The sequence below is a fragment of the Scopulibacillus cellulosilyticus genome (assembly GCF_042665295.1).
Lineage (GTDB): Bacteria > Bacillota > Bacilli > Bacillales > Sporolactobacillaceae > Scopulibacillus_A > Scopulibacillus_A cellulosilyticus.
In genome coordinates this window covers 353,980-370,106 of sequence record NZ_JBHTCO010000004.1, presented here as the reverse complement: position 1 = coordinate 370,106, position 16,127 = coordinate 353,980, and the positions used below count along the sequence as shown (strand labels likewise).

The following is a 16,127-nucleotide window of genomic DNA, read 5'->3' as shown; positions in this document are numbered from 1 at the left end:
GATACTCTCTACCTTTCTAGATCTTTAACATCTTTGACAATTCGCTTATATGGGACGTCCTGAAAACCATCATATTTTTGGATAATGACTCCCTTTTTATTAATCAGAAAAAAATTCGTTCCATGAGTATACTGATCACTGCCCTCAGATGGTATTGCAACTGAAGATTTGAATGACCGTTCCGACAGATTTTTAATATCATTAAATGAATAGCCCGTAAGAAAATGCCAATTAGAAAAGTCAGAGCCATGCTTTTGCCCAAAGTTTTTTAAAACTTGGGGGGTGTCACGTTTGGGATCAACGGAAAATGAAACAATCTCAACAGGAAGATTCTCTTTTTTTAATTGTTTTTGAAGATGGGCCATGTTGCCGGTCATTGGCGGACAAACTGATGTACAATGTGTAAACATAAAGTTTGCTATCCAAACTTTTCCTTTTAAATCAGATAACCCGAAAGGATGCTTATTTTCGTCTTCAAATTTAAAATTTGCAACCTTCCAATTTATTTGATCAGGTTTTGCATGTCCTTCCGTCTGTTGATCTTGGCTGCTTGATTGGCATCCGGATAATATCAATGCTAATAGCATTAAGACAGGTAAAGCTGCCTTTTTTAATAAATGTTTCATTAAAAGTCACCTCGGGGATTTTTGGCAAGCCAAAAAGAGTATTAAAAAACTGTTTTACTACTTCTATTTAAATTGGGGTATCCCTTTTTATTTTTAAAATTGAATTAAAACTTATAATATTAGGTGTTTATCAAAATTAAAACATGACCATAAAAAAAACCGGCATATGCCAATTGGCATATGCCGGTATCAATATTAAGTTGAAGGTCGGTTGGGGCCATCCAATTTTTTATCTCCGTAGCCTTCCATATCGACTTCATTGGTTGCTTGCTGACGCTGTTTAGCTTCCTCCCGGATTTTTTCGCCTTTCTTTTTGTCCTTTGGCATGGATGGTTCACCTCTCTTTCTTGGATAGTTTTTCCTCAAAGTATTATTTCATGCAAAAACATCGGTTAAATCTTATATAAATAAATGAAACATTGTCTTCGCTGTAACAATTGATATTTCTGTAAAAGCTTTTAACGCTTAATATCTGCTTTTATAACTTTTAAGAATGTCCTTATCAGCAAATTCTTCCCTGGATCAATTGCTTCTGAAGCCACTTTATGATCCGGGTCTAAAATAACATTGTCACCTTTGGACAGTCCGGTTAAGATCTCTTGATAATTATCACTTTTCAGCCCTGTTGTCACTTGTTTCTTAAACAGTCTATTTTCTTTTTCTGCAATGACATATCGTTTGTTACCGTCCCTTATAATCGATTGATAGGGAACAACTAAGCCGTGATTCATTTTAGTCGGGACGCTTATTGACACATGAAAACCGTCTTTTAATGTTTTATTTGAACCTTTTTTTAATTCAACACTAAATGAATAGTAACTGGTGTCTTTATTTTTTTTAGCTATTTGGCTGCTCTTTTCGGGAGCTGTTCCGATACTGGCAACCGTTCCTGAGAAAGATTGATTCGCCTGTGCCTTGGGAATAAAAGTGACTGCTGTCCCTTTTTGTACTTTAGGATATTCATATTCAGATAATATCCCTTTTACTTTCAACTGGTCTGATACTACATAGACCAAGGAAGAATTATCGTTATTCCTATCTTTTAAATCATTAGAAATACTGGCAACTGTTCCGTTAATATTGCTCTTAATTGTCAGTTTATCTTGTTTATCCTTTGCTTCGTTTATTTTTGACTGAATATTTTTGATGTCCAGATTATCCAGCTCTCTTTCAGTTTCAAGTGATTCTATCTTACTTTTAATTTTATCAAATTGATTTTCGGCTCCATAACTGGATTGAGCTTTATAAAGCTCTTGATTAGCTTTATCCAGTTTTTGATTTACCTCATTAACTTTGATATTTAATTTTTCTTGATTAATTTCTAATTGTTCTATTTCCGATTCAACCTTTTTATTATCGTAAGTGACTAAAGGCATGCCCTTGTATACCTTTTGGCCTTCTTTAACATTAATTTTTGCTGTCCCAAGCGCGGGATCGTTGTACACTTTCTGCTCTGCATCCGGAATGACAACGCCCGATGTCTGTAATGAATCAGTAAGAGTCATCTCTCTGACTTTATATGTTTTTAGCTCTTCTTTTGAAAGACTAGTATTCTTTTTAATTAACAAAATATTTATTCCAACAAAAGCAATAATGACTGCAGCAATGATCACCCATATCCAAATTTTCTTTTTCAAAACCATCACCCCTTTGTCATGATGCCAGCATGGCCGCGCCTGCTAAGAAACTTAATAAGATGTAGATGATGTTAACAATAATCATAACGCCTATAATATACCTTTTTCTTTTTTGAGAAGCCCGGAACAAGGCTTTGATTTGAACAACCAAGCCCCAAATGACAAATATTGTAACAGCATTCATTGCCGCAATAATATACTGATTATTTGTAAATTGTTTGCCAATGATTCCGAAACCAAAGGGTGATAACAACTGATATGTATGTAAATTTGCAATGATAGACAGATTCAAGAAACCGCCTATAAGGTTAATTAAAGCTGCATAACTATTAATAGTAAATATTTGCTTGAAACCAATGTCCAAGAAAAAAGGCCAACAAACCAATGAAATAATAAGGTTTGTTATGACCGGTATGACCGCCCATAATATAAAAATAATAAAGAAATAAAACATCCCTAATAGATAAACCGCTTTATTAGATAATAAAATTTCATTAACTGGTATCATCTGATCCAGAGTTATAAATATTGTTATTGTCCCTACTATTCCTGATAAAATTGATATGACAATCCACCGCCATATCAACCCCCTCATTTTATTTGTTTCCTGGAAATCTCTAAACTCTTCATCAGGTCGAAAAATCCCTTTGAATAGTTTAACAGAATGGTTCAAGTTATAACCCCCTTGCAAATCATTTCAGTCTAAAAAGACGACACTAAAAGATAATATATAAAATATTATGACATAAAATTATATTTTTTGTTTGTTTATATTTATGTTTATTGCTAAAAAGTGCTTTGTAACCGCTTTCTTTATTGACCCTTTTGGCATAAAATAATTGTGTAGAGATGTTGCACTTTAGAGGAGGTTAAGTTATGAAGGATATGAAGCGATTTGAAACCGCTGTCATCCATGAGGGCTATGATTCTTTACAACATCAGGGGAGTCTTATCCCTCCGCTATTTCAAACATCTACATTTACATTTCCAACCGCCCAAGCAGGTGCCGAACGGTTTGCCGGGGAAGCGGATGGTTATGTCTATTCAAGACTGGGTAATCCAACAGTTAAAATATTAGAAGAACGGATCGCTTTACTTGAACAAGGAGAAGCAGCGCTTGCGTTTGCATCAGGGATGGCCGCAGTATCAGCGACACTTTTCCACTTAACAAAATCAGGCGATCATATCATTTGCTCTGAAGGTGTTTACGGGTGCACATTTGGATTCCTGAAGTTATTGGAAGAAAAACATTACATTACCCATGATTACATTCCAATGGATTCTGAAGAAAATTTAAGAGCGGCAATTTGCGACCATACATCTTGTATTTATATCGAAACACCGATTAATCCGACGATGGCCCTGATCGATTTGGAAATGGTTGCCCGTGTTGCAAAGGAGTTTGACATTCCAGTTGTTGTTGACAACACCTTTTGCTCACCTTATCTTCAGCAGCCTCTCACTTTAGGTTGTGATTATGTCATCCATAGTGCTACTAAATATATTGGCGGGCATGGTGACGTTATCGCTGGTATTGTCGTTGGACCAAAAAACGAACTTGAAACAATATCAACAACAACTCTAAAGGATATCGGCGGTGTTATAGCACCATTTAACGCCTGGTTATTACTTAGAGGACTAAAAACTTTACCTATCAGAGTTGACAGGCACTGTGATAATGCGATAAAAATCGCAGAACATCTTAAAAACCACCCTCAAGTTGAAAAGGTATATTTTCCGGGAGATAAAGACTTTCCTCAGTATGAGCTTGCTTTAAAGCAAATGAGACGACCAGGCGGTATGATCGGCTTTGAGGTTAAAGGTAATTTAGAGGACGCTCAACGTTTTCTTAACCAATGCCGCTTAATTAAGTTAGCCGTAAGCCTGGGTGATGCTGAATCGCTGATCCAGCATCCGGCAACGATGACCCATTCAGTTATCCCGAAAGCTGAGCGCCTTAAAATGGGTATTAAAGATAACCTTATCCGGCTATCTGTTGGTCTTGAAGCATGGGAAGATATTTGGGATGACTTAAAGCAAGCCTTAGATCATTTAACAAATTCTAATGAACCGAATGAACAAACGTTGAAGTAGTTATTCTCCCATTATTAGAGTAAAATGGCTAACGGTCAACCGTTAGCCATTTGTATCTATTATTTTTCATTTTTTGAATGGCGGTGTCCCGGCAGCCGTCCCGCCTTTTTTGCCGCCTCTCTTAATAAATACTCGATATGACTGTTTACACTGCGAAATTCATCATTTGCCCAGACTTGCAGAATTTCATAAAGTTTCGGATCAATTCTAAGAGGGAAGCTTTTTTTGTTTGACATGTCTAACCCTTCTTTTATCCAAGTGTAACCTTCCGTAAACTTCCGGCTAATAACCTTAGTACAACGTTAGAATTAGGGAGGAGTTAAGTAACTCCTTGCTCGAAAGTCTCGCTTTATTGATATAGACTTCCTGTATTAATAACCGGCTGTGCTGCTTTCTCAGAAACAATGGCGACCATCAAATTATTTACCATGTTAACTCTCCGCTCTTCATCCAGCTCAATCGTCTGATCCTCTTCCAGTTCTTTAATTGCCATTTTCGCCATACCAACAGCCCCTTCAACAATTTTTTGCCGTGCGGAGACAATTGCAGCTGCTTGCTGTCTTTGCAGCATTGCTTGAGCAATTTCAGGAGAATAGGCTAAGTGTGTCAAACGGGCTTCAACAACTTCCACACCTGAAACCTTAAGGCGTTCTTGTAATTCTAATGCAAGCTGTTTGGATACTTCGTCTGAGTTTCCTCTTAAAGTTAGTCGATTATCATCAAATGTATCATACGGATATTTTGACGCAACGTGACGGATTGCCGTTTCACTTTGGATTTCTACAAATTTCTCGTAATCATCAACATCAAAAACAGCCTTTGCAGGGTCAATTACTTTAAAAACAATGACCGCAGCAATTTCAATAGGATTTCCCTCATCATCATTTACCTTCAACCGCTCGCTGTTGAAATTTCTTACTCTTAGAGAAACAGTGCGTTTTTTTGCCAAAGGGACTGTTAAAAATAACCCGCTTTTACGAATTGTGCCCATATACTTTCCAAAAAATATCACTACAACCGCTTGATTGGGCTGGATAACAGTAATCCCGCTGGCAATTATTACAGCAATAACAAGGATAATCACGCCTGCCAACACAACGCCGGACAAAAAAGCAACAATCGCAATGACAGCTAATATGATGACACCTAAAATACCAATAAAACCGTCCAAATACCAAGCTTTCTTTTCCCTCATTATCATCGCCTGCCTTATCTGTTTATTATATTATTATGATATCACATTTGTATAATTATGTTAATTACAAATTTAAATGATATGAAAAAATTAAGCTCATTTTACACCAGCACAAAATTGGACTAATATAGTTATGGTATATTTATATTTAGAGTGATTTATAGAGGATCATTTTACATAGAGGAGGCACATGAGGTTGCAAGCATTTAAGCAAACCCCCCTATTGGATTTAGGAACACAAAGTTTACTTGAGCAATATCAGGAAGACTTGCAAAGACAGTTGCTCGCTTTCGCAAGCAGAACCTTTGAAAATATTTACGCTAAACAGCTGGATAAAAATATTGCTCAAATGATGGCTGCGGAATTAGATCCAAGAGATTACGAGCTTTTTGCCAATTGTTATTTAATATGGCAAATTTTCCTTAAAAGAGTAAAAGCAAATAAAACAGCTGCGACAATCTTTTATCAAGAACTGAAAAAGCAAAAGCTTACCACGCCGCTGCTGCAAATGGTTAAACAATGGCAGCATGCCGCACCGTCTATCTATGAGGTTGTTGAGCATTGTAATAAACGGACCATTAAAATTCGGGATATATTAACAGATACAGAATATACATGCGGCATGAGCGAAGAAATCCCGCCGATCAAAAGCTTGATTATAGGATTTCTCATTGACATTGGCATGAGAAAAGAATTTTTCTGCTTTTTCCTTGATATTAATCAGCAGGATACAATAAAAAAAGTTAAAGAAGAGTTATTGGCCCTTCTTGACGGCCAAAAAGATGGTGTTATTAAACATTATCCTAAAATTATTATAAAAGTACTTCAGGCTGCCAGAAGTGAGCAAGCTGCAAAAAGTGTCATACGACTATCCGATTCTCAAAAACTTGTCCTGGACGATTATTTAAAAAATGTGAATTCAGCTTATTCAAAGAGTACGCACGAATTTATAGATAACCTTTGGCACAAATTTTGTCAAAAAAATGATCCTAAAATGAAAAAACCTGAAATTTTTACAGCTGCTTTGGAATATCTTGCTGCACAAATTGAAAAAGATGATCAGGCGACACAAAGCGTTCTTGCAAAAAAATATCAGACAACAGGCAGCAGCCTTTCAAATAAATACCGTCAAGTTATGGATTTTGCTAAGGAAGATGCGGCTGAGTACATTTCATTATTAAAAAAGAATGAAAAAGTTAGTGCTTCCTAAAAAGAACTCGCCGATTTGGCGAGTTCTTTCAATCAAAAATGACGTTATTCTTCTTTTCTTCCAATTGGTCAAACAGCATTTTTATTTGTGATTCTGTATTACGCTGAACAGATAACGCAGGCAGCTCATCTCTCCCAAAAAAGCTTACCTTTTCAGTTTCAAGTCCTGTTTCAGCCCTCCCTCCAATCAGACTGCATTCAATAAATATTTTATAAATATGATAAGGGGCCGGTGGATGCGGATGACAGGACATATCCAGAACAGCCAGTAAACGCTTAGGCTCCGTTTTATAACCTGACTCTTCATGAATCTCTTTAACCGCAATTTCAGACGGTGTAAAGCCGACATCTGCCCAACCGCCTGGAAGAGACCACCCGCCGTCTGACTTTTCTTTTACAAACAACAATTTGCTATTTTTATAAACAACCCCTCGAATATCTACTTTTGGTGTCTGGTATCCTGTCTCATTTGCAAAAAGTTCTTCAATTTTCTTCATGTTTTTTAAGTTTGTATACTCAGACATGATCTCTAAACTAATTTGACGAAGTTCCTGAAATCTCTCAATATCATATGGATCTTTAGAATATGTTAGTCCTGCTTGGGCAATAGCCTGCATCCGCTTCGACCAGTTCAGCCATTTTTCTTCCATTATATATGCCTCATCTCTTTTGACAATTATAGGCAAATATTTTCCCTTCATTAATATATGTAAAAAAAGTTGTTGATACGGTCTAATCATGTCGTAATATATTTTTCAATAAATGGCAATAGTCCTGCGAATTTTGCTGTAAAAAAGAATCGGTAAATATTGTTATTCCCGATTCATCTATCACCTTTATTTAATTTAATATTTCATTTACAGGGTGCAGTGCTTATTCTGTGCGGCATTTATTCAAAATAGAATTCTTATTTTCCACCGGAATACCGCTGAGAAATGAATTCAAGTTATTACCTTTCTCCATCGCGGTATTTATTTAATGATATAATGCAGCATATCATTAATTACGTTAAAAACTTAAAGTCAAGTTGAAGGTTCTTAAATAAAACTTGTTTATCTTTCTTAAAATGAACCGTTCTTCATTCTTATTTTAAACGTCCATATGTTTTGCTAAATTAATATTAACCCGCACCATTGTTTCATATGGTAATCATGTAATTTTTCACATCTTTTTTAACATACCCCAAAAAATTTAAATTGAATAATGATTAACCAGGCTCTCCTCTTTCGTCGGTTTTTTTGTTATATTTGAAAAAGGAACTACTTACACAATTATAATTATAAAAACAGGACTTATCACCCAAATAAATCATTTAAAAATTTAAAATGGTTTTATTGCTTCTTAATATGGGTAAATACTTATAGTAATATTGCCTCAAAAACGGAACTTAACACCCTCTGTTAAAATATTCAGAAATAAGAAATATAAAATTTCAACTCATAAAATTAAATTTATAAATCATAATTTAATTCAGGACATACATTTATTTTACAGCTATAAATCCCGCCGCTGCACAAATGTTACGATTTCCTCTTATTTTTGGCTATAATTGTAATAGAATCAATTACCCTTGTCACAGCGGTCAAACAGGACTTACACTTGACATTTTTTATCAGCGCGCTAAAATAATGTGGAATATGTTTTGCTGCTCTCTCTTTTTTTCGAGGGGGGGTTGTCTGCCTATAGCATTTGATGTTAAAAAAAAAACGGGAGAAACCTTGAAGTCATTGTTGGCAATGAGGAGGTACAAAAAAAATATGAATCTAAAAAAAATCCAGAGCCTACTAAATAAAAAATTTATTTTATTTTTTGTAGTAGTTATCATGTTCTGGGCAAAAACTTATATCACGTATAAGACGCAGTTTCATCTTGGCATTGATAACAAGATGCAGGCATTCTTGCTTTTCATTAACCCAATCAGTTCGGCACTCTTTTTCTTTGGTATAGCCTTATTCTTTAAAGGGCGCGGCCGATATTGGGCGATGTTTATCATCAATTTCATCTTATCTTTTGTATTATATGCAAATGTCGTTTATTACCGGTTTTTTAACGATTTCATTACTCTGCCGACACTTGCACAGACTCAAAACTTTGGCGAAGTTTCTGGAAGCGCCACGGCCCTTATGAAGCCGTATGATATCTTATTCTTTGCAGATACGATCATTATTCTTGCACTGATCCTGTTTAAAGTCATCAAGCCGCAAGAACGTATAAAAGGCCGTGCAGTGCTGGCTGTATTTACCACAGCGATTATGGTTTTCATAGTTAACTTGAGTCTTGCGGAAGCCGATCGTCCGCAGCTGTTAAGCCGGACATTTGACCGAAACTATCTTGTTAAATATCTTGGTCAATACAATTATCAAATATACGACATTATTCAAACCTCCATGACAACAGCACAAAGAGCGTTTGCTGACAGCAACGACTTAACAGACGTTGAAAACTGGACGAAATCCAATTACACTAAACCAAATCCTGAATACTATGGTAAAGCCAAAGGGATGAACGTTATATATATATCAATGGAATCCCTGCAAAATTGGATGATTAATTATAAACTTGACGGAAAAGAAGTTACACCATTTTTGAACAAGCTGACTCATGATAAGAACACGTTCTACTTTGATAACTTTTTCCACCAAACAGGCCAAGGTAAAACATCAGATGCTGAGTTTATGATGGAAAACTCATTATTCCCGTTGCCACAAGGATCGGTCTTTTCAACTAAATCTTCAAACACATATCAAGCAGCGCCATCGATTCTCGATCAACGCGGCTATACGACTGCTGCCTTGCACGGTAACACCGGTTCATTCTGGAATCGTGATGATATGTACAAAGCATTGGGTTATGAGAAATTCTTTGACTCTCAATATTATGATATGAGTGATAAGAACGTTATCAACTACGGTATGAAAGACAAACCGTTTGTACAAGAATCTATGCCATACCTTGAAGGACTTAAACAACCGTTCTACGCTAAAATGATTTGGCTGTCGAACCACTTCCCGTTCGTCTTGCCTAAGGAAGATATCGACTTCCCTGCTGCCGATACCGGGGACAGTGTGGTTAACCGTTATTTCCAAACAGCGCACTACATGGACGAAGCGCTTGAACAATTCTTTAATAACCTGAAGAAGGACGGTCTATACAACCATACTATTATCGTATTATATGGTGACCACTATGGTATTTCAGAAAACCATAACAAAGCCATGTCTCAAGTTATGGGACAAAAAATTACACCGTATGAGAATGCTCAATTACAAAGAGTACCATTGTTCATTCACGTTCCTGGTGTAAAAGGTAAAATTGATCATACCTATGGCGGCGAAGTTGATGTTCGTCCGACAATCCTGCACCTGCTTGGTGTTGATACGAAGGATTATATCTCTTTCGGTTCTGACCTGTTATCAAATGATCACAGACAAATTGTACCATTTAGAAACGGTGATTTTGCTACACCTAAATACACTCAAGTCAACGGTGTTTGTTATCAAAACCCATCAGGCAAGGTTGCTGCAAATCCTAAGGCCTGCAAACCTTATGACAATGTAGTTAAAAAAGAACTTGCCCTTTCCGATAAAGTTGTATACGGCGATTTGCTTCGCTTCTATCATCCTAAAGGATATAAACCGGTCAATAGGGCGAAAATAAACTATGCCAGCGACCAAACACAGGGCTTAACCAATGAGGATAAATTAAAAATTCCTGGTGTGGCTGAAAAAAAACATGAAAAAGCTCTGAAACAAAATTCCTCTGGTGGAGATAGTAACAGCCAATCAGATAAATAATCAAAAAACGAGAATATAAATAACTAATCCATTTCCCCCTCCCCTTTTATAAGGTCGAGGGGGTTTTTATTTTAATTACAAATTCCAAAGATAATTGGGAATAATAGCAATGAAGGAGGTTTATTTATGGCTAATAATAACCATTATCTTGTTCCTGGAGCAAAAAAGGGCATGCAGCAGCTTAAAGAAAAAGTCATGGCTGAACAAGGTTACAATGTCAATGTCAATCGTCCGGAAAATGCAAAGTACGAAATGGCCCAAGATCTTGGGGTTCCCTTAAAAAAAGGCTATAATGGCGATATAACCGCCAAACAAGCCGGAAAGATCGGCGGCAATATTGGCGGGCAAATGGTTAAAGAAATGGTTCAAATGGCTGAAAACAGCTTAAAAAATAAGCAATAAACTATCCTTCTGAAAAATGCCAAAGCATTTTTAAAATCATTCCTGTCGTTGGCAGGAATGATTTACTTTATTTCTAAAAAAACTCACTCAATTTCATTTTCAACAATTTTATAACACCGAATTGGGCACGGCTTTAAATCATTTGCGGAATTCCCAGCTTCGGGCCTAATGATCAGCATCAAATTGAACAAATATAAAGGTACTTGTCATAAATATTCGCATTATTCAATCTATAAAAAAACTATTATGCTATGATATTAACAGGGGCTAATTTCGATCTAATTCTTAAAAGAGGAGTTTAATTTTATGAAAACATCACAAATCTTATTAGAAAAAAATGTTCCTTGTACAAAGCGGGATGGTACAATTCTTTATTCTGATATTTATAGACCTAATCAAGATGGACAATTCCCTGTCATGCTCACCCGCCTGCCATATAGTAAGGATTTACCCTTTTATTCACACCGTTATCTCGATACAAACAGGCTTGTTGAAAACGGCTACGTTGTTATTATTCAGGATGTCCGGGGGCGGTATAAATCTGAAGGAGAGTTCTTTCCATTTAAGTACGAGGCTGCCGACGGTTATGATACGGTAGAATGGGCAGCCAAGCTTCCTTATTCATCTGGCAAAGTAGGAATGTTTGGTCTTTCTTATTACGGATTTACTCAGTTATCAGCAGCAAGTGAACGGCCGCCGCATCTATATGCGATTTTCCCGGCAATGACTTCTCATGATTCCAGAAACGGTCTGCTATTCCATAATGGCGCCTATGAATTGGGCCTTTTTGAGACTTGGGTTCTTGAATCGATAGTACCTGATTTATTAAAAAGAAAACATAAAAATGAAAAAACATATGCTGAAGCTATGAATTCCTTGGCAAAGAGTTTTAACAATATAAGCGAATGGTACCGCTATTCGCCTATTAATGAGTGGCCGCCGATCAAAGAACTTGGCGTCGCTGACTTTTTCTTTGAACTCTTACAATATAATCTGGAAGATGACTTTTGGGACAAGACAGGTATTGCAGGAAAGTTCGAACAAATTAATATTCCCGCTTATCATGCCGGCGGATGGTATGACTGCTTATTAGGTTCCACGATTGATAATTACATAAAAATCAAGAAACAAGCGGAAGACCCAAAGGTAAAAGATAATCAAAAATTAATCGTTGGCCCATGGGCGCATGGTGATTTCAGTTCCCTTATTGGTGAGCGATCATTTGGTGTTCACGCTTCCGAAAATTGGATTGATCTCAAAGAAGACCTTACTAATCTTCATATACGCTGGTTTGATTATTGGCTGAAAAACATTGATACGGACATTACGGGAGAAGCGCCGGTTAAAATCTTTGTGATGGGAATTAATGAATGGCGTGATGAACAAGAGTGGCCGCTCGCCCGTACAATATATACACCTTATTATTTTCATAGTGAAGGAAAAGCTAATACAAGAAACGGTGACGGACGTTTAACAGTAAAAAAACCGGCTGATGAACCTGTTGATCAGTTTATCTATGATCCGCATCATCCGGTGTTAACTCAAGGCGGCGGGACTTTATACGACGGCATCAATCAGGTAGGACCTCTTGATCAAAGGAAAGTTGAGGAAAGAGACGACGTTTTAGTTTATACATCGGAACCTTTAGAAGAAGCGCTTGAAGTTACAGGGCCAGTTAAAGTCAAACTTTGGGCGAAAACTGATGCGAAAGATACGGATTTTACCGGAAAACTTGTTGATGTGCTGCCGGATGGTACGGCCTATAATTTAACAGATGGCATTATACGTGCCAGATACAGAAACGGCTTTATACCGGAAGCTGACTTAGATGGAGAAGTCGTTGAGTATGAAATTGACTTATGGTCAACCAGTAATGTCTTTCTTCCCGGCCATTCTATTAGAATTGAAGTTTCCTCAAGTAATTTTCCAAGGTTTGATATTAATCCAAATACCGGAAGAACGATGAAGGATAGTACTGAAGTAAAAATTGCAAAGCAAGCTATATATCATAATGAAAAGTATCCGTCGCATGTTATTTTGCCGATTATCCCGGCAAAAAAATAATTATGCTTCGCTGGCTACATCTCCTATGGAACTTCGGCATTTTAATTAAGATCTGCAATTATAAATTGCTTCTATTGCTTCTTCCCTGCAAAAAACAAGTAACCTATAAGTTACTTGTTTTTCACTGTAGCTTTGTACTTCTAAATTGCCATATCTTAAGTTGTTCAATACCTTCGAAATATTTTGACATATTCGGATGTTTGATAAATAATATAACTAAACCAAATGATAGGACATTAACACAAATAAATATAAAATATCTAAAGGAGAAAAAATGAACTTTGAACATTTAAAAGTGTTTTATACCGCTGCCAAGCAGAAAAATTTTTCTAAAACTGCGAAAATCCTTCATCTTTCACAGCCAAGTGTCAGCTCACAAATTCAGCAGCTTGAAGAATCTCTTAATGTAAAACTCTTTAAAAGAACCACCAAGAAGATTGACTTAACCCAAGCAGGCGAAATTCTGTTTCAATCTGCTGAAAAAATATTAAACTTGGTTTCTCAAACAGAAAGAGAGATTGCCCAGTTTTCAGGGTCGATTCATGGCGAATTGATTATTGGCGCAAGTGTAACAATCGGCGAGCATATTCTTCCTTATGTACTCGGTCTTTACAAAAAACAATACCCCAATGTACAAATAATAATGAAAATATACAATTCCGAACAAATTATCAAGAAACTTTCAAACGGAGAAATTCAGCTTGCCTTTATCCAATCTGACATTTCTTACCCGCAATTTTGTCAGAGACCATTTTTAGAAGACGAATTAGTTGTTATCACACCTTATGAATGGTCACATTCTATCCTTAACGACAAAAACTATTTTATTAGTCAAAAGGAACTTTTCTCTGCACCAATCATTCTGCGGGAATCAGGATCAGGCACAAGGCGGGTTATTGAGGAACAGTTAAAGAGAAACAATCTTGACCCGGATCAATTAAACATTGTTCTTGAACTGGAGAATACCGAGTCGATTAAATCCGCGGTTGAATCGGGAATGGGTATTTCAATCATCTCAAAAGTCGCCGTCCTAAAGGAACTTCGGTTAAAAACACTTCGGCAATTATCTATCCAAGGAATCCCTTTAAAACGAAAATTTTTCACGATATATGATGATAAGAAACTGACACTTCCTGGTGAAACATTTCTCTCATTTATCTACTCGTACTATAAAGAAAATTTGGGTGGTGCCAAGCCTTAAGGCGCAGGCAACTGGCCACTTCGTCGAATTGGCCTCTACTGCTGCCAATTTATACTTAACGTATGAAAACAAACTAAATACACCCGTTTCCTAAAGGGAAGCAGGTGTATTGTATGCTTGTTAAGCTAAGCTCATGCCTTTGTACTATTCAACGACCACAGTTGGCGGATTATCATCATCATTTTTTGGTTGAATGTCCGGATTATGAATTGGCTTAACCAATTTATAATTTTTACCAAATGCTGCGCTGACTGCAAATGTCACAATAAAGTTTAACACTAGGGCGATCAGTCCAATGTTAATCCCATAAAAATTGACATGGGTAAAATACATAGTTAGTGCAGAGACAACCCCCACCACAATTCCTGATATAATACCAGCCGCATTGATTTTACGAGAGAAAAAAACAGCTAATAACCCAGGGAGAATTTGTGTAGTTAGATAATAATTAATGTTGATGACAGTTAACATTAACTGTGATGTAAACAAAGTTAAAACGATTGCTACTAAAAGGTACATAACAATAACCATTCTCACCCACTTCCTCTGTGACCTTTCTGAAATATTGGGCAAGAGATTTCTTGAAACATTCGCACCAAGCCCTAAACAATTAATGGCAAGTACCAAAAGACCCGAAAGCGCTGCTCCGGCTGCCACCAGACCAATTAACCACGATGGCATAATTGATGTCACTGTAGCCATAAATGCATTGTCCGGATTTTTAAGTCCCGGTGCAGCAACAAAAGTATAGTAGGTTGCAAAGATTAAGAAAGGATACATGAGCATGTATAGAGGCATAAATGTTTGTGTTTTCTTCATCGTTGCTTCCGATTTACCTGTAAACGCAACAGCAGCAATCGTTGGTGCACAAGCAAATCCCAAAGCCTGAAAAACAATTGTTGACATGGCAAAAATAATGGCTTCTGAACTGTTAATTGTTACGGGTGCTCCATGCTGCTCTGCAATATTGAATAGATGAGAAACGCCGCCAACCTTCGTTACCGCAACAACGCCTGTAATGATAACCGCCCCAATGACGAGGACATCCTTGACAAAGGAAATCAATGCCGGCGCCTTTATACCGGAAGCAAATACATAAAAGAATGCGATACATCCTGATATAATAACTAATGTAGTCATGGAAAAATGGAAACCTAACGCACTGAGTGCAACAGCTAATCCTTCAAACTGTAATTGTGCCCAAGGAATTGCCGCAATGACTATCGTTATCGCAACAACCACTTCAACACCTCTATGGGAATAATGATGCTTAAAAATATCGGGAACTGTCATGGCTCCATATTGCTTTCCCGCCCGCCAGATCATTGGCATGATGAAATAGAGAAGTGTGTAACCTAACAATATATAGCCGAGAAACCAAATGCCGTAACTTGGACCTTGCCCGAAAATACCTCCGGGAAATCCAATCATTGTTCCGATGCTGTAAATTTCACCAACCGCTAAAAAGAAAACTAAGATACCGCCAAATGACCTGCCGCCGACTAAATATTGCTCAATGTTCAACATATCATTACCGCGGCGGGAATATAACGCAAGGAAAAGGGTCAATAAAATAACGACAGCAAAAACAAGAGCAGCCACTATTCATCACTTCCTTTTGCCGATTCTTTAAACCTGGGCTTGTCAAAAGCAAACCAGCAAATCCACAGACAAACAGATGTCAGCGGAAACCACATAAACATCCAGAAATAGAGAAATGGAATACCAAAGACATGAACATCTAATCTCCCAATAAAAGGCAACATACCGACCACAGCAATAAATGGAATAACGATACCAATGATAACGCTGGCTACCTGTCGAAATGACATAAGCTCCCGCCCTTCTTAATTTAAACAAAATTACGGAATATTAGGAATTTTTATCAGTTTACTTTATTTATAG

General features: G+C 36.9%; 15 protein-coding genes. 6 read left to right on the top strand and 9 right to left on the bottom strand.

Translation table 11 applies throughout. The features are described from left to right. Positions 1-8: 8 nt before the first annotated feature. The 4 genes from ACFQRG_RS04955 to ACFQRG_RS04940 form a co-directional block, all read right to left on the bottom strand. Positions 9-626: an SCO family protein gene (locus tag ACFQRG_RS04955; RefSeq protein WP_380964341.1), complete on the bottom strand. Its 618-nt coding sequence runs from the start codon at positions 624-626 to the stop codon at positions 9-11. Positions 627-821: 195 nt separating this feature from the next. Continuing rightward, a complete protein-coding gene (locus tag ACFQRG_RS04950; RefSeq protein ID WP_380964339.1) occupies positions 822-953 on the bottom strand; it encodes a hypothetical protein in 132 nt (43 codons plus the stop codon). Between the two features lie 131 nt (positions 954-1,084). After that, positions 1,085-2,263 carry an efflux RND transporter periplasmic adaptor subunit gene (locus ACFQRG_RS04945; protein ID WP_380964337.1) on the bottom strand — a complete coding sequence of 393 codons (1,179 nt, stop codon included), beginning with the start codon at positions 2,261-2,263 and terminating at the stop codon, positions 1,085-1,087. Positions 2,264-2,279: 16 nt separating this feature from the next. After that, on the bottom strand, positions 2,280-2,936 hold the full coding sequence (locus ACFQRG_RS04940; RefSeq protein ID WP_380964335.1) for a hypothetical protein: 657 nt from the start codon (positions 2,934-2,936) through the stop codon (positions 2,280-2,282). A 203-nt stretch (positions 2,937-3,139) separates the two neighbouring features. Here ACFQRG_RS04940 and megL point away from each other — a divergent pair, with 203 nt between their 5' ends. Beyond that, positions 3,140-4,357 (top strand): methionine gamma-lyase, encoded by a 1,218-nt coding sequence (gene megL, locus ACFQRG_RS04935; protein ID WP_380964333.1) that lies wholly within the window; start codon positions 3,140-3,142, stop codon positions 4,355-4,357. A 59-nt stretch (positions 4,358-4,416) separates the two neighbouring features. Here the strand turns inward: megL and ACFQRG_RS04930 are convergent, their stop codons facing one another. Together ACFQRG_RS04930 and ACFQRG_RS04925 are read right to left on the bottom strand one after the other, a co-directional pair. Then, complete coding sequence (locus ACFQRG_RS04930) at positions 4,417-4,593, bottom strand: type II toxin-antitoxin system antitoxin (protein WP_380964331.1); 177 nt, start codon at positions 4,591-4,593, stop codon at positions 4,417-4,419. A 113-nt stretch (positions 4,594-4,706) separates the two neighbouring features. Next, positions 4,707-5,552 carry an SPFH domain-containing protein gene (locus ACFQRG_RS04925; protein ID WP_380964329.1) on the bottom strand — a complete coding sequence of 282 codons (846 nt, stop codon included), beginning with the start codon at positions 5,550-5,552 and terminating at the stop codon, positions 4,707-4,709. A 196-nt stretch (positions 5,553-5,748) separates the two neighbouring features. Between ACFQRG_RS04925 and ACFQRG_RS04920 the strand changes: the two genes are divergently transcribed. After that, positions 5,749-6,762 (top strand): hypothetical protein, encoded by a 1,014-nt coding sequence (locus ACFQRG_RS04920; protein WP_380964327.1) that lies wholly within the window; start codon positions 5,749-5,751, stop codon positions 6,760-6,762. Positions 6,763-6,790: 28 nt separating this feature from the next. Here the strand turns inward: ACFQRG_RS04920 and ACFQRG_RS04915 are convergent, their stop codons facing one another. Then, a complete protein-coding gene (locus ACFQRG_RS04915) occupies positions 6,791-7,411 on the bottom strand; it encodes an NUDIX hydrolase (RefSeq protein WP_380964325.1) in 621 nt (206 codons plus the stop codon). Between the two features lie 1,107 nt (positions 7,412-8,518). Here ACFQRG_RS04915 and ltaS point away from each other — a divergent pair. The 4 genes from ltaS to ACFQRG_RS04895 all read left to right on the top strand — a co-directional run bounded on the left by ltaS (position 8,519) and on the right by ACFQRG_RS04895 (position 14,222). Then, the gene (gene ltaS, locus ACFQRG_RS04910) at positions 8,519-10,555 is read left to right on the top strand and encodes a lipoteichoic acid synthase (protein WP_380964323.1); all 2,037 of its coding nucleotides are present in this window, start codon (positions 8,519-8,521) and stop codon (positions 10,553-10,555) included. Positions 10,556-10,681: 126 nt separating this feature from the next. Then, positions 10,682-10,957 carry an alpha/beta-type small acid-soluble spore protein gene (locus ACFQRG_RS04905; protein ID WP_380964321.1) on the top strand — a complete coding sequence of 92 codons (276 nt, stop codon included), beginning with the start codon at positions 10,682-10,684 and terminating at the stop codon, positions 10,955-10,957. Positions 10,958-11,263: 306 nt separating this feature from the next. Then, positions 11,264-13,021 (top strand): CocE/NonD family hydrolase, encoded by a 1,758-nt coding sequence (locus tag ACFQRG_RS04900; RefSeq protein ID WP_380964319.1) that lies wholly within the window; start codon positions 11,264-11,266, stop codon positions 13,019-13,021. Between the two features lie 274 nt (positions 13,022-13,295). Further along, a complete protein-coding gene (locus ACFQRG_RS04895) occupies positions 13,296-14,222 on the top strand; it encodes a selenium metabolism-associated LysR family transcriptional regulator (protein WP_380964317.1) in 927 nt (308 codons plus the stop codon). Between the two features lie 144 nt (positions 14,223-14,366). On the opposite strand, the gene ACFQRG_RS04890 is transcribed toward ACFQRG_RS04895, so the two are convergent. Next, positions 14,367-15,824, bottom strand: coding sequence for a sodium:solute symporter family protein (locus tag ACFQRG_RS04890; RefSeq protein WP_380964315.1), 1,458 nt, complete (start codon positions 15,822-15,824; stop codon positions 14,367-14,369). Next, positions 15,824-16,054, bottom strand: a complete 231-nt coding sequence (locus ACFQRG_RS04885) for a DUF3311 domain-containing protein (RefSeq protein ID WP_380964314.1) — start codon at positions 16,052-16,054, stop codon at positions 15,824-15,826. Before ACFQRG_RS04885 ends, ACFQRG_RS04890 begins: the two co-directional genes overlap by 1 nt. Positions 16,055-16,127: the final 73 nt, after the last annotated feature.

Coding starts and splice junctions, on each gene's coding strand:
- ACFQRG_RS04955 (WP_380964341.1), bottom strand. CDS start 626: ATGAAACATTTATTAAAAAAGGCAGCTTTACCTGTCTTAATGCTATTA.
- ACFQRG_RS04950 (WP_380964339.1), bottom strand. CDS start 953: ATGCCAAAGGACAAAAAGAAAGGCGAAAAAATCCGGGAGGAAGCTAAA.
- megL (WP_380964333.1), top strand. CDS start 3,140: ATGAAGGATATGAAGCGATTTGAAACCGCTGTCATCCATGAGGGCTAT.
- ACFQRG_RS04930 (WP_380964331.1), bottom strand. CDS start 4,593: ATGTCAAACAAAAAAAGCTTCCCTCTTAGAATTGATCCGAAACTTTAT.
- ACFQRG_RS04925 (WP_380964329.1), bottom strand. CDS start 5,552: ATGAGGGAAAAGAAAGCTTGGTATTTGGACGGTTTTATTGGTATTTTA.
- ACFQRG_RS04915 (WP_380964325.1), bottom strand. CDS start 7,411: ATGGAAGAAAAATGGCTGAACTGGTCGAAGCGGATGCAGGCTATTGCC.
- ltaS (WP_380964323.1), top strand. CDS start 8,519: ATGAATCTAAAAAAAATCCAGAGCCTACTAAATAAAAAATTTATTTTA.
- ACFQRG_RS04905 (WP_380964321.1), top strand. CDS start 10,682: ATGGCTAATAATAACCATTATCTTGTTCCTGGAGCAAAAAAGGGCATG.
- ACFQRG_RS04900 (WP_380964319.1), top strand. CDS start 11,264: ATGAAAACATCACAAATCTTATTAGAAAAAAATGTTCCTTGTACAAAG.
- ACFQRG_RS04895 (WP_380964317.1), top strand. CDS start 13,296: ATGAACTTTGAACATTTAAAAGTGTTTTATACCGCTGCCAAGCAGAAA.
- ACFQRG_RS04885 (WP_380964314.1), bottom strand. CDS start 16,054: ATGTCATTTCGACAGGTAGCCAGCGTTATCATTGGTATCGTTATTCCA.